This is a genomic window from Rhodocista pekingensis (genome assembly GCF_042665545.1).
Classification (GTDB): Bacteria; Pseudomonadota; Alphaproteobacteria; order Azospirillales; family Azospirillaceae; genus Rhodocista; species Rhodocista pekingensis.
The window spans coordinates 57,688-84,388 of record NZ_JBHTCM010000018.1 but is presented as its reverse complement, the minus strand read 5'-3'; the positions used below and the strand labels follow the sequence as shown (position 1 = coordinate 84,388).

Annotated in this window: 26 protein-coding genes and 1 tRNA gene; 7 read left to right on the top strand and 20 right to left on the bottom strand. The window is 71.1% G+C overall.

The window, feature by feature from the left end:
* Positions 1-12: 12 nt before the first annotated feature.
* The 9 genes from ACFQPS_RS15830 to ACFQPS_RS15790 form a co-directional block, all read right to left on the bottom strand.
* A complete protein-coding gene (locus ACFQPS_RS15830) occupies positions 13-1,857 on the bottom strand; it encodes a DUF294 nucleotidyltransferase-like domain-containing protein (RefSeq protein WP_377360186.1) in 1,845 nt (614 codons plus the stop codon).
* Between the two features lie 177 nt (positions 1,858-2,034).
* Positions 2,035-3,798: a sodium:solute symporter family protein gene (locus ACFQPS_RS15825; RefSeq protein ID WP_377360185.1), complete on the bottom strand. Its 1,764-nt coding sequence runs from the start codon at positions 3,796-3,798 to the stop codon at positions 2,035-2,037.
* Between the two features lie 22 nt (positions 3,799-3,820).
* Positions 3,821-4,090: a DUF4212 domain-containing protein gene (locus ACFQPS_RS15820; protein WP_377360184.1), complete on the bottom strand. Its 270-nt coding sequence runs from the start codon at positions 4,088-4,090 to the stop codon at positions 3,821-3,823.
* A gap of 215 nt (positions 4,091-4,305) precedes the next feature.
* Complete coding sequence (locus ACFQPS_RS15815) at positions 4,306-5,985, bottom strand: PepSY-associated TM helix domain-containing protein (RefSeq protein ID WP_377360183.1); 1,680 nt, start codon at positions 5,983-5,985, stop codon at positions 4,306-4,308.
* Positions 5,986-5,987: 2 nt separating this feature from the next.
* On the bottom strand, positions 5,988-6,299 hold the full coding sequence (locus tag ACFQPS_RS15810; protein WP_377360182.1) for a hypothetical protein: 312 nt from the start codon (positions 6,297-6,299) through the stop codon (positions 5,988-5,990).
* The gene (locus tag ACFQPS_RS15805; protein ID WP_377360181.1) at positions 6,296-6,589 is read right to left on the bottom strand and encodes a hypothetical protein; all 294 of its coding nucleotides are present in this window, start codon (positions 6,587-6,589) and stop codon (positions 6,296-6,298) included. Before ACFQPS_RS15805 ends, ACFQPS_RS15810 begins: the two co-directional genes overlap by 4 nt.
* Before the next feature lie 19 nt (positions 6,590-6,608).
* Positions 6,609-8,954: a TonB-dependent siderophore receptor gene (locus ACFQPS_RS15800; RefSeq protein WP_377360180.1), complete on the bottom strand. Its 2,346-nt coding sequence runs from the start codon at positions 8,952-8,954 to the stop codon at positions 6,609-6,611.
* Between the two features lie 286 nt (positions 8,955-9,240).
* On the bottom strand, positions 9,241-10,425 hold the full coding sequence (locus tag ACFQPS_RS15795) for a hypothetical protein (RefSeq protein ID WP_377360179.1): 1,185 nt from the start codon (positions 10,423-10,425) through the stop codon (positions 9,241-9,243).
* The gene (locus tag ACFQPS_RS15790; protein WP_377360178.1) at positions 10,416-10,910 is read right to left on the bottom strand and encodes a DUF4365 domain-containing protein; all 495 of its coding nucleotides are present in this window, start codon (positions 10,908-10,910) and stop codon (positions 10,416-10,418) included. The genes ACFQPS_RS15795 and ACFQPS_RS15790 overlap by 10 nt, the downstream gene beginning before the upstream one ends.
* 118 nt (positions 10,911-11,028) lie before the next feature.
* On the opposite strand from ACFQPS_RS15790, the gene ACFQPS_RS15785 reads away from it, so the two are divergent.
* The gene (locus ACFQPS_RS15785) at positions 11,029-11,658 is read left to right on the top strand and encodes a hypothetical protein (RefSeq protein ID WP_377360177.1); all 630 of its coding nucleotides are present in this window, start codon (positions 11,029-11,031) and stop codon (positions 11,656-11,658) included.
* A gap of 52 nt (positions 11,659-11,710) precedes the next feature.
* Here the strand turns inward: ACFQPS_RS15785 and ACFQPS_RS15780 are convergent, their stop codons facing one another.
* Positions 11,711-12,712: a helix-turn-helix transcriptional regulator gene (locus ACFQPS_RS15780; RefSeq protein WP_377360176.1), complete on the bottom strand. Its 1,002-nt coding sequence runs from the start codon at positions 12,710-12,712 to the stop codon at positions 11,711-11,713.
* A gap of 400 nt (positions 12,713-13,112) precedes the next feature.
* Between ACFQPS_RS15780 and ACFQPS_RS15775 the strand changes: the two genes are divergently transcribed.
* A complete protein-coding gene (locus ACFQPS_RS15775) occupies positions 13,113-13,427 on the top strand; it encodes a hypothetical protein (RefSeq protein WP_377360175.1) in 315 nt (104 codons plus the stop codon).
* Positions 13,428-13,505: 78 nt separating this feature from the next.
* Positions 13,506-13,823, top strand: a complete 318-nt coding sequence (gene fliN / locus ACFQPS_RS15770; protein WP_377360174.1) for a flagellar motor switch protein FliN — start codon at positions 13,506-13,508, stop codon at positions 13,821-13,823.
* Positions 13,824-13,853: 30 nt separating this feature from the next.
* On the opposite strand, the gene ACFQPS_RS15765 is transcribed toward fliN, so the two are convergent.
* Positions 13,854-14,636, bottom strand: a complete 783-nt coding sequence (locus tag ACFQPS_RS15765) for a substrate-binding periplasmic protein (RefSeq protein ID WP_377360173.1) — start codon at positions 14,634-14,636, stop codon at positions 13,854-13,856.
* A 521-nt stretch (positions 14,637-15,157) separates the two neighbouring features.
* Here ACFQPS_RS15765 and ACFQPS_RS15760 point away from each other — a divergent pair.
* A complete protein-coding gene (locus ACFQPS_RS15760) occupies positions 15,158-15,649 on the top strand; it encodes an Hsp20 family protein (protein ID WP_377360172.1) in 492 nt (163 codons plus the stop codon).
* Positions 15,650-15,718: 69 nt separating this feature from the next.
* A complete protein-coding gene (locus tag ACFQPS_RS15755) occupies positions 15,719-15,937 on the top strand; it encodes a DUF1150 family protein (protein WP_377360171.1) in 219 nt (72 codons plus the stop codon).
* 139 nt (positions 15,938-16,076) lie between these two features.
* Here the strand turns inward: ACFQPS_RS15755 and ptsN are convergent, their stop codons facing one another.
* The 8 genes from ptsN to ACFQPS_RS15715 form a co-directional block, all read right to left on the bottom strand.
* Complete coding sequence (gene ptsN, locus ACFQPS_RS15750) at positions 16,077-16,535, bottom strand: PTS IIA-like nitrogen regulatory protein PtsN (protein ID WP_012568346.1); 459 nt, start codon at positions 16,533-16,535, stop codon at positions 16,077-16,079.
* A 60-nt stretch (positions 16,536-16,595) separates the two neighbouring features.
* The gene (hpf, locus tag ACFQPS_RS15745; protein WP_377360170.1) at positions 16,596-17,231 is read right to left on the bottom strand and encodes a ribosome hibernation-promoting factor, HPF/YfiA family; all 636 of its coding nucleotides are present in this window, start codon (positions 17,229-17,231) and stop codon (positions 16,596-16,598) included.
* 195 nt (positions 17,232-17,426) lie between these two features.
* Positions 17,427-18,956 carry an RNA polymerase factor sigma-54 gene (rpoN, locus tag ACFQPS_RS15740; protein WP_377360169.1) on the bottom strand — a complete coding sequence of 510 codons (1,530 nt, stop codon included), beginning with the start codon at positions 18,954-18,956 and terminating at the stop codon, positions 17,427-17,429.
* Positions 18,957-19,125: 169 nt separating this feature from the next.
* Positions 19,126-19,959 (bottom strand): LPS export ABC transporter ATP-binding protein, encoded by an 834-nt coding sequence (gene lptB, locus ACFQPS_RS15735; RefSeq protein WP_377360168.1) that lies wholly within the window; start codon positions 19,957-19,959, stop codon positions 19,126-19,128.
* A complete protein-coding gene (locus ACFQPS_RS15730; protein WP_377360167.1) occupies positions 19,956-20,783 on the bottom strand; it encodes an LptA/OstA family protein in 828 nt (275 codons plus the stop codon). The genes lptB and ACFQPS_RS15730 overlap by 4 nt, the downstream gene beginning before the upstream one ends.
* A 5-nt stretch (positions 20,784-20,788) precedes the next feature.
* Positions 20,789-21,409: an LPS export ABC transporter periplasmic protein LptC gene (lptC, locus tag ACFQPS_RS15725; RefSeq protein WP_377360166.1), complete on the bottom strand. Its 621-nt coding sequence runs from the start codon at positions 21,407-21,409 to the stop codon at positions 20,789-20,791.
* Between the two features lie 267 nt (positions 21,410-21,676).
* On the bottom strand, positions 21,677-22,291 hold the full coding sequence (locus tag ACFQPS_RS15720) for a ribonuclease D (RefSeq protein WP_377360165.1): 615 nt from the start codon (positions 22,289-22,291) through the stop codon (positions 21,677-21,679).
* Positions 22,292-22,437: 146 nt separating this feature from the next.
* Positions 22,438-22,522, bottom strand: a tRNA-Leu gene (locus ACFQPS_RS15715).
* A gap of 336 nt (positions 22,523-22,858) precedes the next feature.
* On the opposite strand from ACFQPS_RS15715, the gene ACFQPS_RS15710 reads away from it, so the two are divergent.
* Complete coding sequence (locus ACFQPS_RS15710; protein ID WP_377360164.1) at positions 22,859-23,824, top strand: complex I NDUFA9 subunit family protein; 966 nt, start codon at positions 22,859-22,861, stop codon at positions 23,822-23,824.
* 81 nt (positions 23,825-23,905) lie between these two features.
* On the opposite strand, the gene ACFQPS_RS15705 is transcribed toward ACFQPS_RS15710, so the two are convergent.
* Positions 23,906-24,718, bottom strand: coding sequence for an undecaprenyl-diphosphate phosphatase (locus tag ACFQPS_RS15705; RefSeq protein ID WP_417715212.1), 813 nt, complete (start codon positions 24,716-24,718; stop codon positions 23,906-23,908).
* 534 nt (positions 24,719-25,252) lie between these two features.
* On the opposite strand from ACFQPS_RS15705, the gene ACFQPS_RS15700 reads away from it, so the two are divergent.
* A complete protein-coding gene (locus tag ACFQPS_RS15700) occupies positions 25,253-26,701 on the top strand; it encodes an NAD(P)-dependent oxidoreductase (RefSeq protein ID WP_377360163.1) in 1,449 nt (482 codons plus the stop codon).

The window sequence follows — 26,701 nt, the reverse complement described above, 5'->3', positions numbered from 1 at the left end:
GCGGGTATCCGTTCAGCCCCGGCCGCCGCGGTAGGCGGCGAGGGCCGCCGCCTGCATGGATTTCACCACGGCGAAGGCGTCCTTGAGATGGCCGCGGTCGAAGGGCGACAGCTCCTCCGGCAGCACATAGTTGTCCGGCGGCCGGCCGGCCGCCAGCAGGCGGGCCTGATGGCGCAGCCGCACCAGCCCCAGGAAATCCAGCGCGTCGATCAGGTCGTGCGCGCCGCTGGCGCTGACCGTCCCCGCCTCCCCCGCCGCCACCAGCCGGTCGCGGCTGTTCACCGGCGGCAGCCCGGCATCCAGGGCGTAGAGCCGGGCCAGATCGACGATGGGGACGAGGCCGGCATGCTTCATGTCCAGGCTGTGGCGGTGCTCCCCGCCCGGGATCAGCACGAGGTTGCGGAAGAAGCCCAGGGGCGGCCGGTGCGTCATCGCCGCCCCGGTCATGTGGCCCAGGAACAGGCGGTTGCCGCGGGCGACGGCCAGGACCGTCCGTTGCAGCTCCTCCACCAGGGGCGCGTGCCCGGCCACGGCCCGCATGTCGAAGAAGACGCTGGCCTTCATCAGCGCCTCCGGCTCCGGCATGCCGATCCAGCGACCGAAGGTCTCCTTCCAGGCGGCCAGCGGCATCCGCCATGCCGGGTTGCGGGCCATCATGTCGCCGGGACACAGCTCGTAGCCGGCGGCGGCCAGCCCCTCGCAGACCAGGGCGGCGAAGCGCGCGAACCAGTCGCCATGGGCGGCGGGATCGTAGGCGTCGTCGATCACCAGGGCGTTGTCCTGGTCGGAGCGCACGGTCTGTTCCTGCCGCGCCTGCGAGCCCAGCGCCATCCAGGCATAGGGCACGGGCGGCGGGCCCAGCCGGCGCTCCGCCAGCTCCACCAGCCGCAGGGTGGCGGCATCGGTCAGCGCGCTGACGGCATGGCCGATGCCATAGGCGCTGGCCCCCGTCTGCACCAGATCGTGGACGAGCTGCGGCAGCGGCCGCAGCGCGTCGGCGATGCCGGCGGCGTCCTCGCGGGTGCCCACGTCGGTCGCCAGGAAGGCGAAAGAGCGGCCCTGCGCCCGCAGCAGGTCGGTGCCGGTGACGACGCCGACCAGCCGCCCGCCGCGCAGCACCGGCAGATGGTGGATGCGGTGGCGGGCCAGCAGGATCTGCGCCTCGAACAGCAGGGCCGTGTCCTCCACCCGCGTCGGCTCCGGCGTCATCACGGCGGAGACCGGCAGCGACGGGTCCAGCCCCGCCGCCAGCACCCGGTTGCGCAGGTCGCGGTCCGTGACGATCCCGACCAGCCGGTCCGCCGCCACCACCGGCAGGCAGGAGATGTCCGCCTGCCGCATCCGGCGGGCGGCCTCGGCGATGCTGGCCTCGGGCGCGACCACCACCGGCTCCCGCCGGATCAGGTCGGCCAGCCGGCGGCCCAGCAGCCCGGCGGGGCCGTCCCAGCCGGCCGGCGGGGCGGCGGGGGTGTCGCGCCGGCGCTCGCTGCCCGGCGGCGCGAAGAAGCGGGCGACGGCGGGATGCGTGGCCCGGAGGCGGCGGAACTCCGCCGCCGGAATGTCGTAGAGGAGCGTGTCCTCCAGCGCCGTGATGCGGTTGCCGGCGGGGGCGCCCTCCAGTACCGCCTGGACGCCGGCCGCCTCCCCCTCCCCCCGGCGGGACAGCAGCTCGCCGGACGGGGCCTGGACCTCCAGCGCCCCGGCGGCGACAAGGCTGACGGCGGTAACCGTGCCGCCGGGCTCCACCAGCACCGCCCCCGCCGGCAGCCGCCGCACGGCGATGGCGGCCGCCAGCCCGTCCAGCTCGGCCGCGGGCAGGCCGTCGAAGGGCGGGCGGGACAGCAGCAGACCCCGCACCGCCTCCTGCCCGGCCTCCTGCCCGGCCGGCCGGCCGGATTCGGGGCCTGTGCCGGGGATGCCTGGTGCAGCCCCGGCGCTGGTTCCGGAAGGCGTATCGTTATCGCTGTCGGGGATCATGGCGGCACCCGGAACCGGGACGGGGCGGCGGCTGCCCGCCACCCCGCGGCCCGGACGTCAATGCTCCATCGCGGCCTGCGCCCCGCGCGGGGAGCGGATGAAGGCCACCAGTTCCTGCACCTCCTGCGGCGGGGCGGCCGTGACCCGGCTGACCACGAACGCCACCACGAAGTTCAGGATCATGCCGACGAAGCCGATGCCTTCGGGCGAGATGCCGAACAGCCAGTTCTCGGCCACGTTCTTCGCCAGGGGTTCGATGAAGAAGCCCTTGAAGTAGATGATGTAACCCAGCGTGAAGAAGAGGCCGGTGAGCATGCCGGCGATCGCCCCCTCCCGGTTCACCCGGACGGAGAAGATGCCCATCATGATGGCCGGGAACAGCGAGCTGGCCGCCAGCCCGAAGGCGAAGGCCACCACCTCGCCCACGAAACCCGGCGGGTTGTAGCCGAGATAGCCCGCGATCAGGATCGCCACCCCCGCGGCGATGCGTCCGGCCAGCAGTTCCTGCCGTTCGGTGATGCCGCGGGCGAAGGTGCTCTTCATCAGGTCGTGCGAGATGGCCGAGGAGATCACCAGCAGCAGCCCCGCCGCGGTGGACAGCGCCGCCGCGATGCCGCCGGCCGCCACCAGCGCGATCACCCAGTTGGGCAGGCGCGCGATCTCGGGGTTGGCCAGCACCAGGATGTCGCGGTCCACGGTCAGTTCGTTGCCCTGCCAGCCGAGCTGCTGCGCCCGGGCCGGGTCCATGCGGGCGTCGTTGTAGTACTGGATGCGGCCGTCGCCGTTCTTGTCCTGGAACTTCAGCAGGCCGGTCTGCTCCCAGCGCTGCATCCACTCCGGCCGGTCGGCATAGACAAGGTTGGACTCCGCCGCCCCGACCGGGCCGGTCTGCACGGTGGAGGTCAGGTTGTAGCGGGCCATGGCGCCCACGGCCGGGGCGCAGAGATAGAGCAGCGCGATGAACAGCAGCGCCCAGCCGGCGGAGGCGCGGGCGTCGCGCACGCTGGGCACGGTGAAGAAGCGCACGATCACATGCGGCAGCCCCGCCGTCCCCACCATCAGCGCCGCGGTGATGGCGAAGATGTCGATGGTACTCTTGCCCCCCGATGTGTAGGCCGCGAATCCCAGGTCGGTGACGATCTGGTTCAGCCGTTCCAGCAGGTACTGGTCGGTGCCCGTGACGGTGCTGCCGAGCCCCAGCGGCGGGATCGGGTTGCCGGTGAGCTGGAAGGAGATGAACACCGCCGGCACGATATAGGCCGTGATCAGCACCACGTACTGCGCCACCTGCGTGTAGGTGATGCCCTTCATCCCGCCCAGCACGGCATAGATGAAGACGATCCCCATGCCGACCACGAGGCCGGTTTCGATGCTCACCTCCATGAAGCGGGAGAAGACGATGCCGACACCGCGCATCTGTCCCGCCACATAGACGAAGGAGATGAAGATCAGGCAGATGACGGCGACGACGCGGGCCGCACTGCTGTAGTAGCGGTCACCGATGAATTCCGGCACCGTGAACTTGCCGTACTTGCGCAGATAGGGGGCGAGCAGCATCGCCAGCAGCACATAGCCGCCCGTCCAGCCCATCAGGTAGACGGAGCCGCCATAGCCGAGGAAGGCGATCATCCCGGCCATGGAGAGGAAGGAGGCGGCCGACATCCAGTCGGCCCCCGTGGCCATGCCGTTGGCGATCGGATGCACGCCCTTGCCGGCCACGTAGAATTCGCCCGTGGTCGCGGCGCGCGACCAGATGGCGATGCCGATATAGAGCGCGAAGGTGGCGCCGACGACGAGATAGGTCAGGGTCTTCAGGTCCATGGTCGTGCCTCCCGGCGTCGGCTCAGGGTTCGTGGACGTCGTATTCGCGGTCCAGCCTGTTCATGCGCCAGGCGTAGAAGGCGATCAGGACCAGGAAGACGAGGATCGACCCCTGCTGGGCGAACCAGAAGCCGAGCGGGAAACCGCCGATCTGGATCGCGTTCAGCGGCTCGACGAGAAGGATGCCGGCGCCGTAGGACGCGACGAACCAGATGGCCAGACAGAAAAGCACGGTGCGGACGTTGGCACGCCAGTAAGCCCGTGACCGGGCTTCGAGATCTGCGCCCTCCATGGGGGCCTCCCTGTAGTTATTTTCTGCAAGCGTACAATGAATGCACGCTGCCGTGCAACGACGCGGCGGCACCGGCGCCTGATACTGCACCACAGGAGGAGGCAGAAACGACTGGCGATCGGAAACCGTGCGGCGTACCCCGGACGGACCGGCCCGCCCGGGGGCGTCGAGGGCGGTCCGCCCCCGTCAGGCCCCGGGTGGACAGAGAGGGGCCGTCAGGCCCCGGACGGGCGGAGAGGGGCCGGGCGGGCGTCCGCGGCCCAGACGCTGTCGCGCGGGCCGGCGCTGGCGCGGCGCCGGGCCGCGTGGGCGGCAGCGGCCAGCAGGGCGGCCAGCGCCAGGGCCGTCAGCTCCACCAGGGCCGGCGCCAGCGCCCCCGGCGAGCCAGCGACCGTCATCAGGCCGGTAGCGGGAACGGCGAGCAGGCAGAGCGCCGCGGCCAGCGCCAGTTCCCAGCCGGCGCGGGCGGCGCCGCGCCAGAGCGCCCAGCCGGTGCCGGCCAGGAAGACGGCATGGTAGATCAGGCTGTGCAGCGTCTCCGTCGCGCCGTCGCCCAGCCAGCGGGCGGCCGCCAGCGTCACCGCCGTGCCGGCGACGCAGCCCAGCGGCACGCCCACCGTCAGCGCTCCCAGGATGCGGGTCGAGCGGGTCTGCTCCGGCACGCCCGCGGTCCCTGCCGCCGCCCCTGCTGCTGCCCCTGCTGCCGCCTCTGCCGCGGCCCGGCGCTCCCGCCGGCGGCGCGTCTCCACCCAGAGCAGGTTGCCCGTGTAGAAGAGGAAGGCGCCGGCCAGTCCCAGCAGGAAATAGGCCCAGCGCACCGGCGTGCCGCCGAAATTGCCGTAGTGCAGGGCGAAGAAGCTGGTCACGGTCGCCGACCAGCCGTCCTGCCGGCCCGGCATGTAGTCCACCGCCACCACCCGCCCGGTGGCCGCGTCGGCCGTCACCATGCCATAGAGCGGGGTGCGGATGCCGTAGGCCGGGTCGCCCCCGGTCGCCCGCACCACCCAGCCCGCCCCGGCAGCGCCGCCGCCCGGAGCCCCGCCCCCGGCCCGGGGGGCGAAGGCGAGCTGGAGGGGCTCGAAGCCCGGCACCGCCGCCCTGACCTGCCCGGCCAGGTCCGCCGGGGACAGGAGAACGGGCAGCGCCGCCCCGTCGCCGGCCGGGGCCACGGCCGCCCGCGGCGGCGGTCCGCTCCGGCCGAAGGCCAGCCCCTGCGCCGTGTAGAACTGGTCGTGGAAGGCGAAGACCACCGCCGTCAGGGCCATGACCAGATGGAAGGGCAGGCTGAACAGGCCCAGCACATTGTGCGCATCCAGCCACATCCGCTTGACGTTGCGGCCCACGCGCAGGGCGAACAGGTCCTTCACCAGCGACGGCAGCAGGACGATCACGCCGGAGACCAGAGCGATGACATAGAGCAGCGCCACCGCCCCCATCAGCGGCATGGCGATCTCATGGTCCAGCGGCAGCCCGACCTGCCGGTGCAGCTCGTCGAAGAACTGGGCCACGGGGGACGGGCCGCGCGTCTCCACCTGGAGCGCACCGTCGGGCGTCAGGCTGGCGTAATGGACGGTGCCGTGGCCGTGCTCGGCCGCGTGCTCGTCCTCGGCCACGGTCCAGGTGACGCGGGCCGGGTGGGTGGCGTCGATGTGCAGGTTGACCGTGTAGCCCGCCGCCGCCTCCGGATGGGCGGCCAGCACCTTCTCCACCAGCTCGGGCGTGCGCTCCAGGGCCGGGGCCGGGGCCAGCCGCGCCGGGGCGGAGGCCCATTGCTGCACCGGACCCTCGAACATGGTCAGCGCACCGGCATAGAAGCCGATGAACAGGGCGAGGCCGGAGACGATGCCGACCCAGCCATGGATCTCCTTGTACATCCGCAGGATGTCGGTCCGCACTTTCACAGCCGCAGGCCCCCGAGCCAGGCGGTCAGGCCCCAGACCGGGATGTTGGCCAGCAGCAGCCACATCCAGGCGCGCAGGCCCGACCGGAAGAGGAAACAGAAGGACAGGACCAGCGCCCAGACGGGCGCCATCATCCACATGGAGAACTGGCCCTTGGCGGAGAAGAACGGCTCCCCGGCGTTCAGCAGGGTCCGCAGCAGGCCCGAGGCGCCGAGCGCCAGCAGGAAGCCCAGGACCAGCCCGGCCGCGGCCTTGCCGGCCCAGTCGCGGGCGGAAAGGGCGGGTCCGCCTGTCCGACCGCCGGTCATCGGGCGCCCTCCCCCCGCGGCCGGGTCCACCAGGCCAGCAGCAGCGGGGCGACGGACCAGACCAGCATGGCCAGAGTCACGGCGGTGAAGACCGCCGCCGCCGGGCCCAGGGCGGCCAGCAGCAGCGCCTGTCCGGCGACCAGCCCCGCCGCCCCCGCCCGGCCCAGCCAGCGCCGCCCGGCGGGTCCCGCCGGCCGCGGCCGGTTGGGCGAGGCGAGGTAGAGCAGCAGCGCCCCGGCCAGGACGGCGCCGTCGCCGCCCGCCCGCAGGAGTGCCGGCGCAATTTCCATGTCCGTCATCCCCGCCCCCTCACCACTTGTACTGCACGCGGGCGGTCAGGGTCCGGCCGTACCCGATGTAGCAGCCGGCCGCGATGCAGCTCGCCACATAGCGCTTGTCGGCGACGTTGTGGGCGTTCAGGGCCACGGAGAGCCCGTCCAGCCCCGGGGATGCGGTGCCGAAATCGTAGCGCAGGAACAGGTCGAACAGCGTGTAGTCGGGGATCTCCAGCGTGTTCGCCGTGTCGCCCACGCTCTCGCCGGTGTAGCGCACGCCACCGCCCAGGCCGACGCCCTGGAGCGGGCCGGTCTGGAAATGCTGGTCCACGAACAGGGACGCCATCCACTCCGGAAGCTGCGGCAGGGTGTTGCCGCGCTGGCTGGCGATGGTGGTCTTGGTGATCTCGCCGTCGCTGCGGGTCAGGGTGCCGATCACCGCCATGCCCCAGGGCAGGGTCGCCTTGCCCTCCAGCTCCAGCCCGCGCACGCGGCCCTCGCCCGTCTGCACCTGGCAGACGGAGACGCCGCAGAGCCTGCCCTCCGGATCGGCGGTCAGGATGTTCTGCTGCTTCACCTGATAGGCGCCCAGCGTGACATAGATGTTGTTGCCGCGCTGGTAGCGCAGGCCGGCCTCGATCTGCTGGCCGGTGGTGGGCTCGTAGGGCTTGCCGCCGTCGAGCTGGCTGGTCGCCGGGTCGCGGTTGGAGAGCAGCGGCTGGAAGCTCTCCGAATAGCTGACATAGGGCGCCAGCCCGTTGTCGAACAGCCAGACCGCACCGGCCCGCCAGGTGAAGGCATCGTTCTTCGTGTCCAGCTTTCCGCCGGTGACGGGGTTGTGGCTCTCGTCCTCGGCCCAGTCCTTCCGGCCGCCGAGGGTCACGCGCAGATTGCCGATGCTGATCTGGTCCTGGGCGTAGAGGCCGGTCTGCCGGCTGGTCGTCTCCGTCGGGATGAGCGGCGTCAGCGCGCCGGCGAAGCCGGCCGCCCCGCGCGGCACCGGATCGAAGATGTCGAGGACCGGCAGCACCAGCGTGGACCGCACCAGGGCGTAGGTGTGGTTCCATTCGGTGTGGAAATGATCGACGCCGGCCAGCAGCGTGTGCGCGACCGGCCCGGTCGTGACCCGCGCTTCGAGCTGGGTGTCCACGGCCACGCCGTCCGTGTCGCCGTCGCCCTGCACGGCGCGGCGGTTCAGCGTCCGACCGGGGAGGCAGCCGGCAAGGGTGGCCGGGCAGGTGGTCAGGGTGTTCCCCGACGGGACGACGCCGCGGTAGACGATGTCCACATGCATGTAGCGGGCGTTGTTGCGCAGCGTGACCGTGTCGGTCAGGGCGTGCTCGAACAGCGAGCCCAGCATGTACTGGTCGCGGTCGTAGCGGTTCCAGTCCGGCTCGCCCAGATAGGTTTCCTTGTCCAGCAGGCGCCCGTTGCTGCGGTAGAGCGTGCCGAGCGCCGGCAGGAACTGGAAGCTGGAGCCGCCCTCGTCGCGCTGGTACTGGCCGATCACGGTCCAGCTCGTGCGCGCGGTGGGCTGCCAGGTGACGCTGGGGGAGGCGTAGTAGCGGTCGGTCCCGACCCCGTCGATCTGCGTCTTGCCCTGCCGGGCCAGGGCGACGAAGCGGCCGGCCAGGGTGCCGTCCGCCGTGAGCGCGCCGCCGGTGTCGGCGCCGGCCTGGGCGCTCCACTGGCCGAGATCGGTGTAGCCCACACCCTGGAGCAGGATCTCCCCGTGCGGCGTGACGGTCGGGCGCTTGGTCACCACGTTGACGACGCCGCCGGGCGCCGACTGGCCGTAGAGGGCACCCGACGGCCCCTTCAGCACCTCGACCCGGTCCAGGGCGAAGGTGTCGAAGGCGGGCCGGATCCAGGTGCCCTCGCCGCCCGCGGCCATGCGCAGGCCGTCCACGAAATTGTTGTTGGAGGAGAAGCCGGCGGCGCCGAAGCCGCGCACGCTCACCTCGTCGACGCGGCTGTCCACGCCGGAGGGCGAGGCCTGCACGCCGGCGGTGTAGGACAGCGCCTCGGCCAGCGTGGCCGCGGCGCGCCGGTCGATCTCCTCGCGGCTGATGATGGAGATCTGCTGCGGCGATTCGATGATCGGCGTGTCGGTCTTGGTGGTGGCGCTGGCGCGGGACCGGCCGGTCGCCACCACGATGATCTCCTCGATTCCGTCCTGGGTGGCCCCGTCCCGGGCGGCCCCGACCCGGGCGGTCCGGCTACCCGTGGCCCGGTCAGCCGTGGCCCGGTCAGCCGCGGTCCCGTCACCGGCCGCGCGGGCGCCGCCCGTCGTCGCAGCCGCTGCCGCCCCCGCCGGCGCGGCGAGGCAGAGAAGGGCCATGGCCGCGGCGGAAGCCCGCACGCCATGAATCCTGCGCATCTTGAACACCGTGACCCCCTGATTGTCCGGCCCGGCCCCGCGCGGGGGAGCCGGCCCCCCGATCGCCGCCGGCCGTCCACCCCCGTCCACGGGCCCGGGCCCCTGGCATGAGAATGGTTATCATTAGCGGAGCCATACCCGCGTAGGCAAAGCCCACGGCTGTCGCGCCCGTCCCGGACTCTGTCGCGGCAGGCACGGCGGCGGAACAGACGGGGGGCCGGGGGGGCGAAGGCGAAGAGATGCAGGCGGGCGGGGGGAGTGGCTGCGGAAGGTCCCGGGCCTCCGGTCAGGCCCCTGCGGCGGCGGCCGGCGGCGGCTCCTCGTCCTCCGTCCCCTCGACGATGGCGAAGTTCCTGGCGTTCCGGACCTCCTGCGCCCGGTTCCGCCTGTGGAGATCGCCCTCGAACGAGATCGCCTTGCGGTCGCCATGGGCGGCCATGACGACGCCGTAGTCGCGGTCGGACAGCCCCTCGATCCGGATGGAACGCGGCCTGCCGTCGATCATCACGTTGACGAGCGCGGAACCGAGCGCATCCTCCGGCCGCCGCGTCAGGCGGACGACCCAGCCGGTGAGTTCCTGGTCCGGAAGGGGTTCACGGACCCGGAACTGGCGGGCCGCCTCCTGGAGAAGTCCGGCCGCGGAGCGACCGAAGTCCACCTTGAGGGGGCCCTTCGCATCGTCGGGACGGGGGGGCCGGACCTTGGCCCAGGTGATCCCAAGGTCCACCGTTCCCCCCACGCCCACCAGTTTCGCCAGCGCCTCGCAGAGATTGGCGGAGACCCCGTGCCGGACGCGGCGCTCGAATGCCGCGAAATCCTCGCTGACAGCCGCCTCCGTGACGGCGTCGCGCGTCGCCCGGAGGGCCCGGATGAGCGTGCGGGTGACGATGCGGGCGAACGGGTCGTCCTCGAACTCAGGCCCGAGGCGGGGCTGGCCACCCCCCAGCGCGGGATCGACAGGCGACAGGAGCGTGACGACGTAGCTCCCCCGCTCCGACTGCCCGAGGCGCACCGTTTCGAGATAATCGAGGGCGCTCTGGGGCTTCCGGTTGCCGTAGAGGGCACGCGGGGCATGCGCGGCACACGCGGCCGAGAGCAGCACCTCACGGGAGAGTTCGTGGACAGCGATGCCCGCCTGGAACGAGAGCGTGCCGTCGGCGGCGGCCTCCCCGGCGCGGACGCGGATGACGTCCGTCCCGGCCATTCTGAAATCGGTCAGGACGGAGGTTTCCGCGCGCCCCTCGACCGCGGCGACCACACGGACCGCGTCGGCAAGGCGCAGCGCATAGTCGCCAAGATCCTCCCGCAGCGGAAGAAGGATCTCCGGCGTGTCGGCGCCGTCTGGGACGAGGACGGCGGCCTTGTCGCCGATCCGCTCCTCCTCCCGCCAGCCGCGGGCGAGCAGATAGGCCCGCGCGTCCACATGGGACAGCGCGGCGAAGACCTCCCTGTCCGTGATCATCACGGCCATAACGGCTCCTCCGCCTCCACCCGGCGCATCATGTCCGTGAGGGATTCGGGAGTAAACAACCGATCGCGGGGAATATGCACCGTCACGGACGTGGTGTTCCCGGTCGCGGATTCCCCGGCAAGGGAACGCCAGTATGCGCACCGGCGCAGGATCAGTTCCGCCTCGCTCTGTGCCAGCCACTCCTGCTCGTTCTCGGGCATTGCCAGAACGATCAGGATGCGGGGCACGACGCAGTCAGCCCGCAGGTCCTCATAGTTCTTGAGGGAGAGCGGGAATGCGATCTTGTCGGCGCCGATCAGATCCTGCTGCGCCGTTGCCTTGAGCTGGAAGTCGAGCCGAGGACGTCGGCCCGCCCGCCCCATGAACTGGCCGTCCACGCTGTCGTCATCCACTGGCGGGCGCGACACCTGGAAGCAGGCCTTGGCGGCGACCGCCTGGACATAAGCGGTCGAGAGGCATTCCATGCGTTGCGTGACATTCATCATGGTGTGTCGGCCCGCATGGCTGTCCGCCCTGGCTGTTTCGCCCGGAGTCTGACACCTTCATGCGGGATTTTGAAGATGGTCCGGAAACCCGAAGATGGATCGGCCGAGAACGGGATTGATGAGAATATTTTTCCCGCTTGGCGTCGTTCTTGCGCTTGTTGCCCTGGCACCTGCCGTTGCGCAGGAAGGACGCGAAACCGGCAAGGCCGCGGACTGCGCGGTCGAGACCGGGCCTATGCTGCAACTCTCCCCGGATGCGTTCGATCAGGACATGACCGGCGGATGGCGGAATCTCGCGTCCCGCGATGGCTGCGCGAAGGCCGCAGCCGACCTGATCAGAACCTACATCGACCATAACTGGGGTCGGATCCCCCAGAAGAACCTGCATGCCATGTACTGGCATGCCGGGCAGATGGAGGCGCTGGCAGGGGATTATCAGAAGGCGATCCCGCTGCTGATGGCGGGCGTGTCCCCGACCGCGAGGGGCCGGGAGATGGGCTTCCATGACTATGCCCAGGGAACCATCGCGTTCCTGAACCGGGACCTGGCCGGACTGAAGGCGGCGAGACAGCGGCTCTCCGTCCTGCCGGAACCAGCCTGGTTCAAGACCGAATTCAAGGATTCCAGCTCAATCACCTGGCCTGCCAATCTGAGCATCCTGGACAGCCTGATCCGGTGCTTCGAGTCCCCTTACGCGGTCGCCTATGCGGGCATCTGCCCCGAGACGGATAAGGAACCTCCTCCCTGACACCGGCCCCGTGGCGCGGCGCCCCGACCGCAGGTCCGGAGCCGGCCCGCCGTTAATGCCGCACGCCCCTTGCCGTGGGGGTTTCGCCGAAATGGCGGCGGTAGGCGGCGGAGAAGGCGGAGGGGCTGGCGAAGCCGACACGGTAGCCGGCCTCGGCCGCGCCCAGGCCCTGTTCCTCCATCAGCAGCCGCGCCATGGCCAGCCGGCGGGCGCGGACATAGCCGAAGACGGTGGTGCCGAACACGGCCCGGAACCCGGCCTGGAGCGTGTTGCGGTTCAGCCCGACCTGACGGGCGAGGTCGAGCGTGCCCGGCGGCGAGACGAGCGAGGCGTCCAGCACGGCCTGCGCCCGCAGCACGGCGTCGTGCTGCCGCCGTCCCAGGGCGCGGGCGAGCGGCCATTCCTCGCGCAGCAGCTCCAGGGTGCGGAACAGGATCTGGGTGACCGCGCTCTCCCGGTAGAGGCGGCCCAGCGAACCGCCGTAGGGCATCGCCACCAGCCCCCGCGACAGCCCGGTCAGCAGCTCGCAGCGGCGCAGCCCGACGCTGCGGAAGCCCGGCGCCAGCAGGCGCTCCAGCCCGTCCAGTTCGCGCCCCGGCAGCACGTCGGCGAACTGCTCCAGGAAGGAGGGGTTGACGGTGATGCCGGTGCGCACGCCGCGCTCGCCCGCATGCAGCCGGCGGACGCAGCGCCGCGCCTCCCCGAAGCCGGTGACCCGGGCGCGGCCCTGTTCGGCGGGCAGTTCCTCCCCGGCATCGGGGCGGAAGCTGCCGGTGCGGCCCTGGAGCAGCACCGCCACCATGACGGAGCGGTCGATCGTCTGGGCGATGGTGGCGTCGGAGACGGATTCCATGTCGCTGGCCGAGCCGACGAGGCCCGGCTGCACCTCGTCCATCCAGAGCCAGCCGCGGAACTGGCCGGTCAGGATGCGGCGGCGGTCGTCGGGCAGGGGTGGCGGCTCCGCCGGCGGGGCCCGGAGCACCAGCGCCGCGGCCTCGCGGACGATGTCCGCCACGGCGAATTCGCCTTCCATCAGACGCGAGCGTGTCGCCATGCCGGTTCCGTCCACCTGCCTGCCTGCCTGCCGGGTGGGGCAGCACCACGCCCCGGACTCCGCTGATAATCATTCTCAACAGAGGCGGGGAATGTCAAAGGCGCCGGCGGCAACCCTGCCGTGCCCGGCGTGCCCGACGCCGCGTCCGCCGCATTGTTGCGGGCGACTCCGCGTTTGCGCGCGCACCCGACTCCGGATGGTTGCGACATCCTTAACTTGACCTGCGATTGTGTACAGCGATCGCTTGACAAGCGATCCGGACGACCCGCAGTCTGACTTCCCGAACGCAGGGGCGCGGGGCCGATCCCGGCGGCCGACAGGGCCGGGAGGCTTGGAGTCCACGATGCCCGAGTCCACGATACCCGGGTCCACGATACCCGGGTCCACGATACCCGGGTCCATGGTGCCCGACACGGCGCTGGCAGAGACAGCGCAGGCCGACACGGCGGCGCAGGCCGACGCGCCGGTTCCGTTCACCCGGCGACGGCTGGCCTTGTCTCTCTACCGTGAGTTGCGGGCCGCCGGCAGCATCGACCGTGCGGCGGTGCAGGCCGCCCTGGCCCGCACGGCCGCCTCCTCCCCCTGGTGCCCGCAGGCGGACCTGCTGGCCGCCCTGTCCGACGCCATGCTGCGCCTGATCGCCTGCGAGCCGGATCTGTTCTGGCGCGATCCGCCGCGCCCGGCGCTGCGGCTGCTGGCCGGAACCGGGGCCTGACGGGTCCGGTCCCGGATGGGGTCGGTCTCCTGAAAGCCACACCTCCCCAGGGCGTCCGCTTTCGCCTATAGTCCGCGCATGGCCCTGACGAACAGCGATGCCGCCGAGAGCGGCGAAACCCCGGAACGCAACAGCATCCTCTCGGTGCCGGTGCAGGTGTCCGTCCGCCTGGGCCGGCGGCGCATGCGCATCAGCCAGTTGCTGCGCCTGGGCCCCAGCGACGTGGTGGACCTGGAGCGCATGGTGGGCGAGCCGGTGGACCTGTTCGTCAACGACCGGCTGGTCGCCCGCGGCGAGCTGGTGGTGGTGGACGGCCGGCTGGGCCTGACCATCGTGGAACTGATGCCCCAGGCCAGCCGCGGCCGCGAACCGCTGGGCCCCGGCCCCGGCGAGTAGGCCCCGCGTCCTGCCCGTCAGGCGACCGCGTCAGGGCGTCGGCCCGGCGGCGCTTTCCTGAAGGTCCGGGAACAGGGTCCGGATGGCCGCATCCAGCCGGTCCAGGGTGGCGGCCGGCACGCTCCAGCTGCACATGAGATGGCGCAGATTGCCCACCGGCACGTCCGGCAGGGGCACCGGCACCAGCGTGCCGGGGCGCAGCCCGGCCGCGCGCTCCAGCATCGGCAGTTCCTCCGGATCGGCGAAGGTGTAGTCGAAGCGCCGCGACGCCACCATGCGCAGCACCTGCGCCGGCGTCCCCCGCACCCGTTCCACCGGCCGCACGCTGGCCGCCAGCAGCCGGTCCAGGGCGGTTCCGTAGGAGAAGCCGTGGACGACGCCCAGCCGCAGGTCCGGCCGCTCCAGCAGCCGCTGCGCGCTCTCCACCCGGCGCAGCTTCCCCGCCACCTCCGGCAGGCCGACGGCCACCTGCGCCTCGCTGCGGTGGAACGGCAGGCTGAAGACGGCGAAGCGGCGCCGCTCCTGCGTCACGAACCAGCCGATGGAGCATTGCGGCTCGGCGCCCATCTCCATCTCGGCCAGGATGCGGCTGGCCGGCACGGACCGCAGCTCATAGCGCAGGCCGGCATGCTCCAGGATGCGCCGCGTCTCTTCCAGCATGCTGCCGGCCGGCACCCCGTCGGGGCGGGTGTAGTAGTAGGGCGGCCGCTCGAAGAAGGTGACCAGCAGCCGTTCGCCCGCCAGACCGGCACCGGCCAGCAAAGCGGTGAGGACGCCAGCGACCAGGACGGCGACCGCAGAGCCGACAGGCACCGCCCCGCGCCGCCGTCGGCGGACCCAGGCCGGAACTGTCGGAAGGGGCGGTCCCGCCATGCTGTTCCCCGATCGTTCGGCAGGCCATTTCGGCAACGCTATCATGTCCCACCCGAATGGGGAATGCGCTCCGCGCCGGAGTCGCAATCCTGCCTGTTTTTTAGGCAAACGCGGAGGTGCCTTGGTCCGTCCGGCCCGACTCGCCGCCGCCCACAGAGTTCTCCACAGATTCTGGGGAAACCGCGGGTCAAGCCCGTTCCCCCCGTCGCGTCTGCGCCGACGGAGCATCAGGCCCGCGCCCGGGCACCGGAAAGCGGCCCCGTGACAGCAGAGGGCGGCGGCGCTTGCCTTGACCGGAAAGGGGAAATAACCATGTAAGCGATCGGGCGGTGCCATGTCGGGCCGCCCACCCGGGTGCCGCAGGGACCGGGGGCCGGCTGGAGCGGGGTGGCTGGGCCGCTCGCCGAAGGGGCCGCCCGGGGCCGGCGACTCCCGCAGCTCGCTCGCCTGAGGAGGACGCTGTGACGACGCGCCTGTCCCTGTTCAACAGCCCGTTCCTGTTGGGCTTCGACCAGTTCGAGCGGACGCTCGACCGGATCGCCAAAAGCGCCAACGAGGGCTATCCGCCCTACAATATCGAGCAGATCGGCGAGGATGGCCTGCGCATCACGCTTGCCGTGGCCGGCTTCACCTCGGACGATCTCCAGGTCCAGACCGAGGACAACCAGCTTGTCATCCGCGGCAAGCAGGGCGACGACCGAAACCGCCTCTATCTGCACCGCGGCATCGCCGCCCGGCAGTTCCAGCGCAGCTTCGTGCTGGCCGACGGGATCGAGGTGATCGGCGCCACCCTGGACAACGGGCTGCTGCACATCGACCTGCGCCGCCCCGTCCCCGAACCCAAGGTCCGCACCATCAGGATCGGCACGCCGCAGAACGGCGTGGATGCCGACGGGCCGCAGACGATCGACGTGTCGCCCGACGCCCGCGCGCCCGACGCGCGGATCGGCTGACCCCCTCCTTTTCCCGCCTGCGGCGGCCCCCCGGCGGGGCCGGCCCGCCCCGAACGCGAGTCCCTTCCCATGAATCCGACCAGCCAGTCCCTGCGCACCCTGTCGCCGCAGGATTTCGCCACCTTCGGCCTGAACGATCTGGCCTATCTGAAGCCGGTCACGGCGGAAGGCCAGGCGGGCATTGCCATCCATGCCGCCGACGGCACCGAGCTGACGGTCGTGCGCGACCGCGCCCTGGCCGTCGCCACCGTGCGCCAGAACGACATGGAGGCGGTGAGCCTGCACTGACCGGCCCAAGGGCGGGGCCGGGTCCGTTCGGCGACCGGAACGGTCCGCTGCCGGAACGGTCCGGAACAGAAAAGGCGCCGGGAGGGGGACCTCCCGGCGCCTTTGTTGTGTCCACGGCCCGGAGCCGGCAAGGCCGCCGTCAGGCGGCGTTGCTCTGCTCGGCGTGGGTCAGCAGGGCATAGATCGCATCGGCGCTGGCCGCGCCACGCAGCTTGTCGCACAGGACCGGGTCCCGCAGCAGGCGGGAAACCCGGGCCAGGGCCTTCAGATGGTCGGCCCCCGCCGTCTCCGGCGCCAGCAGCAGGCACATCAGATCGACCGGCTGTTCGTCGATGGCTTCGAAGTCCACCGGACGCTCCAGCCGGGCGAAGATCGCCATGACACCGGCGATACCCGCCAGCTTGCCGTGGGGGATGGCGATGCCGCGGCCCACACCCGTGGTCCCGAGGCGTTCGCGCTCCACCAGCACGTCGAAGATGGCCCGTTCGTTCTGACCCGTCAGTTCGGCGGCCTTGCGCGCCAGCTCCTGCAAGGCCTGCTTTTTCGAGCCGGCCTTGAGGTTGGGGAGGACGGCCTCCGAAATGATCAGGTCATTCATGGCGAACGCGGCCGCAGGAAGGGCTGTGGCGGCTTGCCGACGAAGCTGCATGGATCACGCTCAAGCTCCCTGGACCCCGGTCCCGGCCGGGTCCACCCACCCGATGTTCCCGTCGGGCCTGCGGTATACCATGTTCAGGCCGCCATGGGCACGGTTGCGGAACATCAGGGCGGGAATGTCCGTCAGATCCATCCGCATCACGGCCTCCCCCACGGTCAACGTCTGGATGGCGGTTTCCATCTCGGCGATGATCATGGGCTGCTGGCCTTCGTCGCCCGCCTGGGCGGCGTCGGTCCCGGCATCGAGGCTGTCCACTTGGTCGTCGGCGTCACCGTCGTCCAGGGGCGGGGCCTCCAGGATATACTTCCGCGCCAGCAGGGGCGCTTCCTCGGCGGCGCGGCCGTGGTGGTCGCGCATCCGGCGCTTGTAGCGCCGCATCCGCTTGGCGACCTTTTCCGCGGCGTCGTCGAAGGCGGGATAGGGCTCCGTCGCCTCACCGTACGACTGCAACAGGATTCCGCGTCCGACGTGGACCTGGATGTCCGCCTTGAAGAGGTGGGCATCGCGGGAGATCACGACCGTCGCGTCCAGTGGGTTGCCAAAATACTTGGCGACCAGGGCCGAGATCGTGTCGGTGACGTGCGAACGCAGGGCATCGCCCACGTCCAACTGCTTGCCTTTAACTGTTACCTGCATGGCAGTCCGTTCCAATCGGCACTTACGAAGAGAAATGCGGGAAGGTGGTATCGGGGCGGCCTTCTGCCGGACCCGTGCTACGCCTGGGGGCCTTTCCGCCCCTGGGCCCGGCTGCACCCGGAGGGCCCGGAGAACGGCGTCCGGCAGCAGGCCGGAACGGATACCGGGGCGCCCCGACCGTGATCAGCGCGGCATTCAGAGACCAAGAACCTTCTCCCGGCGGCGCTGCACGGAGGATGGGATTTTCATGCCCTCACGATACTTCGCGACGGTCCGGCGTGCAATGTCGATCCCTTCCGCGCGGAGGATCTCCACCAGCTTGTCGTCGGACAGGACGTCATCGGGTTTTTCCGCGTCGATCAAGGACTTGATGCGGAACCGCACGGCCTCGGCGGAGTGCGCGGCCTGCCCGTCCGCGCCGGCGATGGCGGAGGTGAAGAAGTACTTCAGTTCGAACACGCCGCGCGCCGTGGCGATGAACTTGTTCGTCGTGACGCGGCTGACGGTGCTTTCGTGCATGCCGATGGCGTCCGCGATGTCGCGCAGGATCAGTGGCTTCAGGAACTGCAACCCGTGCAGGAAGAAAGCGTCCTGCTGGCGCACGATCTCCGTCGCCACCTTCAGGATGGTGTTGGCCCGCTGGTGCAGCGATTTCACCAGCCAGCTCGCCTGCTGGAACCGTTCGGAGATGTACTCCTTCTCCGTCCTGTTCCGGGCGGCGCCGGAGACGCGGGCGTAGTACCGCTGGTTGACCAGCACCTTGGGCAGGGTGTCGGTGTTCAGCTCGACGATCCAGCCGCCGCCGGGGGCGGGGCGCATCAGGATGTCGGGCACCACCGTCTGCACCGGGTCGTGATCGAAGGCCAGCGCCGGCTTGGGGTTCAGCGCCTTGATCTCGGCCACCATGTCGGCCAGATCCTCGGCGTCCACCTGGCAGACCTTCAGCAGGGCCGGGATGTTGCGGCCGGCCAGCAGCGGCAGATTGTCCAGCAGGGCCTGCATGCAGGGGTCCAGCCGGTCCAGCTCGCGGAGCTGGAGCGCGAGACACTCCTTCAGCGAGCGGGCGAAGATGCCCGGCGGGTCCAGCTTCTGGAGCCGTGCCAGCACCGCCTCCACCCGCGCCAGGGGGCAGCCGAGCTGCTCCGCCAGGGCGGCGAGATCGGCCGTGAGATAGCCGGCCTCGTCGAGCTGGTCCGTCAGGGCGCGGGCGACCAGCCGGTCCAGCGGGTCGGGCAGATCCATGACGATCTGCTGCTCCAGATGGTCGCGCAGGGTGGTCCGCCCGGTGAGCGTCTGCTCCAGCGAGCCCTCGTCATCCTCGAAGCTGCCGCCGCGCGCGGACCAGGAGCCGAAGGCTTCGCCGCCGTCGCCGGCCTCGCGGATGTCGGCCTGGCTGGAGTTGGTCCAGACATTCTCATAGTCGGTGTCCAGCGGCGCGTCGGCCGCGGGCGCCATGCGGTCGCTGGTGGCCAGCTCCACCGTGTCGCGGGTGCGCCCCTCGGGCACCGGCGCCTCCGGCTCGACGCGGTCCACGCCGTCGGGCGGGGCGTCGCGCCAGCGCTCGCCGTCGTCGCGCTCCAGCAGGGGGTTCTGCTCGATCTCGCGCTCGACGAATTCGGACAGTTCCAGGTTCGACAGTTGCAGCAGCTTGATCGCCTGCTGCAACTGCGGCGTCATCACCAGCGCCTGGGTCTGCCGTAGGTCAAGCCGTTGTTGGAGCGCCATTCCCGACCGCTTCCCCCCCGGGGTTGTCCTGCCGGGGGTATTCTAAGGGCCGGTCCGGGGCTGCCGCAACCCCCGCGCCGTGACACGCTCGCAAGAAGTGTGCCGATCGGCCGCAGCACCGGGGGCGCATCGGGGGGCCGCCGGAGGGAGGCGGGTAAGGAGGCCGGGATCAGAGGCTGAAGCGTTCGCCCAGATAGACGCGGCGGACATCCTTGTGCGCCACGATCTCCGACGGCGCGCCCTCCATCAGCACCATGCCGTCGTGCAGGATGTAGGCGCGGTCCACGATGTCCAGCGTCTCGCGGACATTGTGGTCGGTGATCAGCACGCCGATGCCGCGCTCGCGCAGATGGCTGACCAGCTCGCGGATGTCGTTCACGGCGATCGGGTCGATGCCGGCGAAGGGTTCGTCCAGCAGGATGAAATGCGGCTGGCTGGCCAGGGCGCGGGCGATCTCCACCCGGCGGCGCTCGCCGCCGGAGAGCGCCAGCGCCGGGGTGCGGCGCAGATGGGAGATGGAGAACTCGGCCAGCAGCTCGTCCAGCATGTGCTCGCGGGTGTCGCGGTCGGGCTCCACCACCTCAAGCACGGCGCGGATGTTGTTCTCCACCGACAGGCCGCGGAAGATGCTGGCCTCCTGCGGCAGATAGCCGATGCCCAGCCGCGCCCGGCGGTACATGGGCAGCTCGGTGATCTCCGTCCCGTCCAGGGTGATGCTGCCGTAATCGGGCAGGATCAGGCCGGTGATGATGTAGAAGCAGGTCGTCTTGCCGGCCCCGTTGGGTCCCAGCAGGCCGACCGCCTCGCCGCGGTTGACCGACAGGCTGACGTCGCGCAGCACCGGGCGGCCCTTGTAGGACTTGCCCAGCTTCGAGGCGACCAGCCCGGGATTGTTGGCGACCAGCCGCGGACCGGTGCGGCCCTGGTCCGGGCGGCCCTGATCGTCGGCTCCTGCGCCGGGGCGGCCCTGCGCGGGCGGGGGGGCGGTATCCGTTCGGCTCATTTCTTCACTCCCTGACCCGCCTCCTGGCCGGGCACGAAGAGACCGCGGACGCGGCCCTTCCCGCCCTCAGGCCCGGACAGGATGCGGCTGATGCCGGTCTCCAGGTCCACTTCCGCCGCATTGCCGTTCAACTGGTTGCGGCCGCGGGTGATCTTCACGTCGCCGGTCAGCACGGCGACGCGCTGCGTCATGTCATAGGTGCCCTGGTCGCCCCGGGCCACGTCGGTCGGGGTGGTGATGACCACGCTGCCCTCCGCGTCGATCCGGGTCAGGTCCAGGTCGCCCTGCTCGTTCTCCTGCAACAGCCCGACCAGCCGGTCGGCGCGCACGCGGTTGTCGCCGCGCACGGCGACGGCGTCGCCCCGCGCCACGGCGAGGTTCTGCTCGCGCCAGTATTCCAGGCTGTCCTTGGCGGTCACCACGTCCTGTTCCGTCTCCAGCCGCAGGCCCTGCCCGGTCAGCACGGCCACCTGCCTGTCCACCTCGTAGACACCGCGGTCACCATAGGCGGTCTGTCGTGGCGCCTTTATGACGACGCCGCCCTCCGCGGACAGGCGGTAGATCTCGGTGCCGCCGGTGGGCAGCTCCCGGTAGTACGCGGTCAGCGTGTCGGCCCTGACGGAGAGATCGCCGCGGGTGGCCACGGCGTTGCCGCGGGCGACATAGGCCTGCCGCTCCTTGTGCCATTCCAGGGCCTGGTCGGCGTCGATGGCGACGGGCGCCTTGCCCTCGTCCAGCCGGGCGGTCTGCGCCCGCGCCGGCAGGGCAGCCGGCAGGATCAGGGCGCCGGCCAGCAGCAGCGCGGCAAGGCGGGTATGGTTCATGCCGGTCATCCGCGTCCCCCCATCCCGTCCGCCAGCAGCAGCCGCGCCCTGCCGGTGAAGACGATGGTGTTGCCGTCGTCCAGGATGCGGAAGCCGCCGGCCTGGATGTCGCCGACCGGCCCCTGGCCGCGGACCGGGGCGTTGCCCCAGGCGATGCCCTTCTGCGTATCGACCTGCGCCATCTCTGTCGTGAACTCGTAGCCGCCGTCCTGGAACAGGGTAACGTCTCCCTCCAGGACGAGCTGTCCGCTCGTCTGGTCATAATTGCCGCGCCGGGCCGACATGGTGATCCAGTCGCCGCCCTTCAGCGTGATCTCCGCCTGCGGGTTCACCAGATCGACACGGCCGCTGCCGCCGCCGACCTGCACCGCCTTCTCCGCCCGCACCTCGAAGGGCCGGGCGCCCTTGTCGGTGCCGAGATAGCGCGCATCCACCATTTCGAGCTGTCCCGTGTCGGGGCCGGCGCGCTGGCTGTCCTGGCGGCCGGAGAACAGCGGCCACGCGGCGATCAGGGCCAGCACGGCCGCGGCCAGCGCCGGCAGCGCCACCTTCGCCAGATTGACCATCCGGGTGTGCTGCTGCGCGTCCGCCACGCCGCCGCGGGACGGGCGCCGGGTCAGCGCCACGGCCACGTCCGGACGCGCCGATGCCGGACGCGCCGACGCCGGGCGTCCCGGCCGGGGCGCGGGCCTGTCACCGTCGGGCGGAACCGGGGGGGAGGTCATGGTCGGGCGGTGTCGCTGTCTCGGAAGAGCGGGCTCGGAAAGGCAGTCCCGGAAGGGGGGACCTGCGCCGTCAGTCTACCCGACGGCGGAATCCCGGGTCAAACCGGGCCTGGACAGGCTATCCGCCCGCGCGGGGCGGAACCGGGGCGGCACACGGTACGGCACAGCTCAGTGCGCGAACAGGTCAGGCTCGGCCCAGCCGCCCAGGTCCAGCAGGGCGCGCGTCGGCAGAAAGCGGAAGCACTCCTGGGCCAGCGCCGTGCGCCCCTCGCGGGCCAGCATCCCGTCCAGCCGGGCCTTGATCTCGTGCAGGTGCAGCACGTCGGAGGCGGCGTACTTGAGCTGCTCGGCCGTCAGCTCGTCGGCGCCCCAGTCGGAGGACTGCTGCTGCTTGCTCAGCTCGACGCCCAGCAGGTCGCGGCAGAGATCCTTCAGACCGTGCCGGTCGGTGAAGGTGCGGGTCAGCTTGGAGGCGACCTTGGTGCAGTAGACCGGGCCGGTCAGCACGCCGAGATAGGCCTGCATCACGGCGATGTCGAAGCGGGCGAAGTGGAACAGCTTCAGCGTGCCGGGATCGGTCAGCATCCGCTTCAGATTCGGCGCGTCGTAGCCCGCCCCCTGGCGGAACTGCACCAGATGGCAGCGGCCGTCGCCGGCGGAGAGCTGCACGAGGCAGAGCCGGTCGCGCGCCGGGTTCAGGCCCATCGTCTCGGTGTCGATGGCGACCACCGGACCGAGGTCCAGGCCGTCGGGCAGATCGCCGTCGTGCAGGTCGATGGGCATGGGCGCGGTCCTCCAGGGCGGTCTCGTCGGCCGGCGACCACGGGCGGCCGACGGCCACGGGCGGCCGGCGGCTACGGGCTGCCGGGACCCGGAAACGCATCAGGCCGCCGGCGAAACGCCACGGCGGCCTGATGCGTAAGAAGCGGTGGTGCCCAGGAGAAGACTCGAACTTCCACGCCTTGCGGCACAGGTACCTGAAACCTGCGCGTCTACCAATTCCGCCACCTGGGCACGCGGTGGAGCGGGTTAATAAAGGCCGCCCGCCCCCCTGTCAACACCCTTGTTCCGGGCCCGCGAAAAATTTCCGCGCGCCCCGACACGGCCCCTGTCGCCCGCGGGCACCGCCCCCGTACCTCACCTGAACGCGCCCCCGCACACCCACGCCCCTGTGCACGCCCACGCACACGCGCCCCTACGCGCGCGCGCACGCATAGGGGCGCAGGGGGGACGCAGGGGCATGCGTCACTGGTTCTACCCTCCAGGCTCTTGTATAAGCGTCGGCGCGCCGCCGGGGGCGGCGGGGACCGGTTCAGAGAAAGATCGGCGGAAAGATCGGCGGAGAGATCAATGGTCTATCGCTACCGAATCGCCACGGTGTTCGGCGGGTCCGGCTTCATCGGGCGGCATCTGATCCGCCGGCTGGCCCGCACCGGGTGCGTCATCCGGGTGCCGTCGCGCCAGCCGGCCGATGCGGCCTTCCTGCGGACGCTGGGATCGGTCGGGCAGATCGTGCCCCTGCCGGTGACGATCCGGGACGACCGGTCGCTGGCCTATGCCATCCGCGGGGCCGATCTGGTCATCAACCTGATCGGCATCCTGGCGCCGTCGGGCGGCGGCTCCAGCTTCGAGGCGATCCAGGCCGAACTGCCCGGCCGCATCGCCCGCATCGCGAAGCAGGAGGGAGTCGCCCGGCTCGTCCAGATCTCCGCCATCGGCGCGGACCCGAACTCGCCCAGCGGCTATGCCAGCAGCAAGGCGGAGGGCGAGCGCCGCGTGCTGGAGGCGTTCCCCGAGGCCACCATCCTGCGCCCCTCCATCGTGTTCGGACCGGAGGACGGCTTCTTCAACCGATTCGGGGCCATGTCCATGGTGTCGCCGTTCCTGCCCCTGATCGGCGGCGGGACGACCCGGTTCCAGCCGGTCTATGTCGGCGATGTCTGCGACGCGGTGATGCAGGCGCTGGCGACCCCCGACTCGATGGGCCGCACCTACGAGCTGGGCGGCCCGCGGACCTACACCTTCAAGGAGCTGATGCAGCTCGTCCTGAAGGAGACCGGGCGGAGCACCCGGCTGCTGGAGATCCCGTGGTGGCTCGCCACCGTGCAGGCGGCGGTGCTGGAGCATCTGCCGGGTAAGCTGCTGACCCGCGATCAGGTGCGGCTGCTGCGCACGGACAATGTCGTCTCCGGCGCCCTGCCGGGGCTGGCCGAGCTGGGCGTGCAGCCCACCACGGCCGAGGTCATCATCCCCACCTACATGGACAGGTTCCGCATCGGCGGGCGCTTCAGCGCGCCCGCGGCCGACGGGACATGACCCGGCGGGCCGGGACGGAGAGACAGGAAAGAAAGCGGCCGGGCGTGCCCGCGGGGGTGCCCGGCCGTCCGCGGCTGACCGTCAGCCGGCCAGGAAGCCGAACCAGACCAGCATGGCCGAGCCGACGACGATCCGGTACCAGGCGAACGGCGTGAAGCCGTAGCGGGCCACGAAGTCCACCAGCGTCTTCACCACCAGCAGCGCCGAGACGAAGGCGGCGGCGAAGCCGACGGCGATCAGCCAGACCCCGTCCAGCGTCATCACGTCCAGGTTCTTGTAGACGTCGTAGACGGACGCCCCCAGCATCGTCGGGATGGCGACGAAGAAGCTGAACTCCGCCGCCGTCCGCCGGTCCACCCCCATCATCAGAGCGCCCAGGATGGTGGCGCCGGAACGGGAGACGCCGGGCACCAGGGCCAGGCACTGCACCAGCCCGATCTTCAGGGCCAGCAGCGGCGGAAACTCCTCCACCGCATGCCAGCGCGAGGCCGGCACCAGCCGTTCCACCGCGATGATGGCGAAGCCGCCGACGATCAGGGCGACGGAGACGACCAGCGGGCTGAACAGCACGCTCTTGATGAAGCCGTGCGCCGCGGCGCCGATCACGGCGGCGGGCAGGAAGGCCAGCAGGATGGCGCCGGCGAAGCGCCACGCGGCGGGATCGCCCGCCAGCACGCCCAGCAGCACCCGCCAGAGCTTGGCGAAATAGACGACCAGGATGGCGAGGATGGCGCCGAGCTGGATGACCACCTTGAAGACATCCTGCTCCTGCCCCTGGAACCCCAGGAATTCGGCCACCAGGATCAGGTGACCCGTGGAGGAGACGGGCAGGAACTCGGTCAGCCCCTCCACGATGCCGAGCAGGAGGGCTTCGAGATAGGGAACCGTATCGATCAAGATCGGGGTCCGTGTCTTGCGGAACGGGAGGGCGCGGCGCGCCGATGCGTCGCACGACGCCCCGCGCTTATAGCAGCCGCCCCCCGTCGGAGCGAGGGCGGTGCGTGCGGCGCAGCACGGGCCGGGACCGCCGCGGCGAGGGAGCGCGCAGCGCCGGCGCCCGGGATGGCGTAGGCTGCTGTCCGGCATCCAGGGCAATAGGCCCGGATCGGACCCATTGGCGCCCGCTGCGGTCGAAACTCATTCGCAACCCCCGCGCGCAGGCCAGATATGCACCGCATTTTGGTCAGCATTACTGACATATCGGCGAAAAAGTGCTGGCTCGTCCAGGGCGTTGGTTTTATATGAACCCCCGGAGGACGGGAACGGGCAGTGCCGTTGCGCCATCCGCATCACCCAACGGCCGCCTCAACCAGCGGCCGGATCGACCAACCGCCGGATCAGATAACCGCCGGACCGACAGACCACCGGATTGACAGTCCGGACGCCGTGGCGGGCCCGCCGCGGCGGCGCGACAAGGGGAAAGCCGCCATGGCGACGCAGAAGATGCTGGGCTTCGTCCACACCGGGCAACGGATGCCCGACAAGCGGGACGCCACCCTGCGCCGGCAGGACTTCCAGGAGATCTACGCCCGCTTCAGCGACGCCGCGGCGAAGCAGCAGGCGGGCCGCTGCTCCCAGTGCGGCGTGCCCTTCTGCCAGGTCCACTGCCCGGTGCAGAACAACATCCCCGACTGGCTGAAGCTGACGGCGGAAGGCCGGCTGGAGGAAGCCTACGAGGTCTCCCAGGCGACCAACAACTTCCCCGAGATCTGCGGCCGCATCTGCCCGCAGGACCGGCTGTGCGAGGGCAACTGCACGATCGAGCAGTCCACCCACGGCACCGTCACCATCGGCGCGGTGGAGAAGTACATCACCGACACGGCCTGGGAACGCGGCTGGGTGAAGCCGGTGAAGCCGGTGCGCGAGCGCGCCGGCAGCGTCGGCATCATCGGCGCCGGCCCGGCCGGGCTCGCCGCGGCGGAGCAGCTCCGCCGCAAGGGCTACGAGGTGCATGTCTATGACCGCTACGACCGCATCGGCGGCCTGCTGATCTACGGCATTCCCAGCTTCAAGCTGGACAAGGAGGTGGTGCTGCGCCGCGGCGCCCTGCTGGAGCAGGCCGGCGTCCGCTTCCATCTGGGCTTCGATGTCGGCCGCAACGCCAGCCTGACGGAGCTGCGCCTGCGCCATGACGCGGTGCTGATCGCCTGCGGCGTCTACAAGGCGCGCGACCTGGGCGGCCCCGGCGCCGGGCTGGACGGCATCATCCCCGCGCTGGACTACCTGACCGCCAGCAACCGCAAGGGGCTGGGCGACACGGTGGTGGATTTCGAGACGGGCATGCTGAACGCCCACGGCAGGAACGTCGTCGTCATCGGCGGCGGCGACACCGCCATGGACTGCGTGCGCACGGCCATCCGCCAGGGGGCCGCCTCGGTGAAGTGCCTGTACCGCCGCAACCGGGCCAACATGCCCGGCTCCCAGCGCGAGGTGGCGCACGCCGAGGAGGAGGGCGCGGAGTTCGTCTGGCAGGCGGCGCCGGAGGCGTTCCTGGGCGACTCGCACGTCACCCATGTCCGCGCCCACCGCATGCACATGGGCGTGGCCGACGCCACCGGCCGGCAGACGCCGACCCCGATCGAGGGCAGCGGCTTCACGCTGGAGGCCGATCTGGTCGTCAAGGCCCTGGGCTTCGACCCGGAGGACGTGCCCACCCTGTTCGGCGACCCGACCCTGAAGGTCAGCCGCTGGGGCACGGTGCAGGTCCACCACCGCACCCTGATGACGAACCTGGACGGCGTCTTCGCCGCCGGCGACATCGTGCGCGGCGCCAGCCTCGTCGTCTGGGGCATCCGCGACGGCCGCGACGCGGCGGAGAGCATCCACCACTACATCCAGGCCAAGGTGACCCAGCCGGTCGCGGTGGCGGCGGAGTAG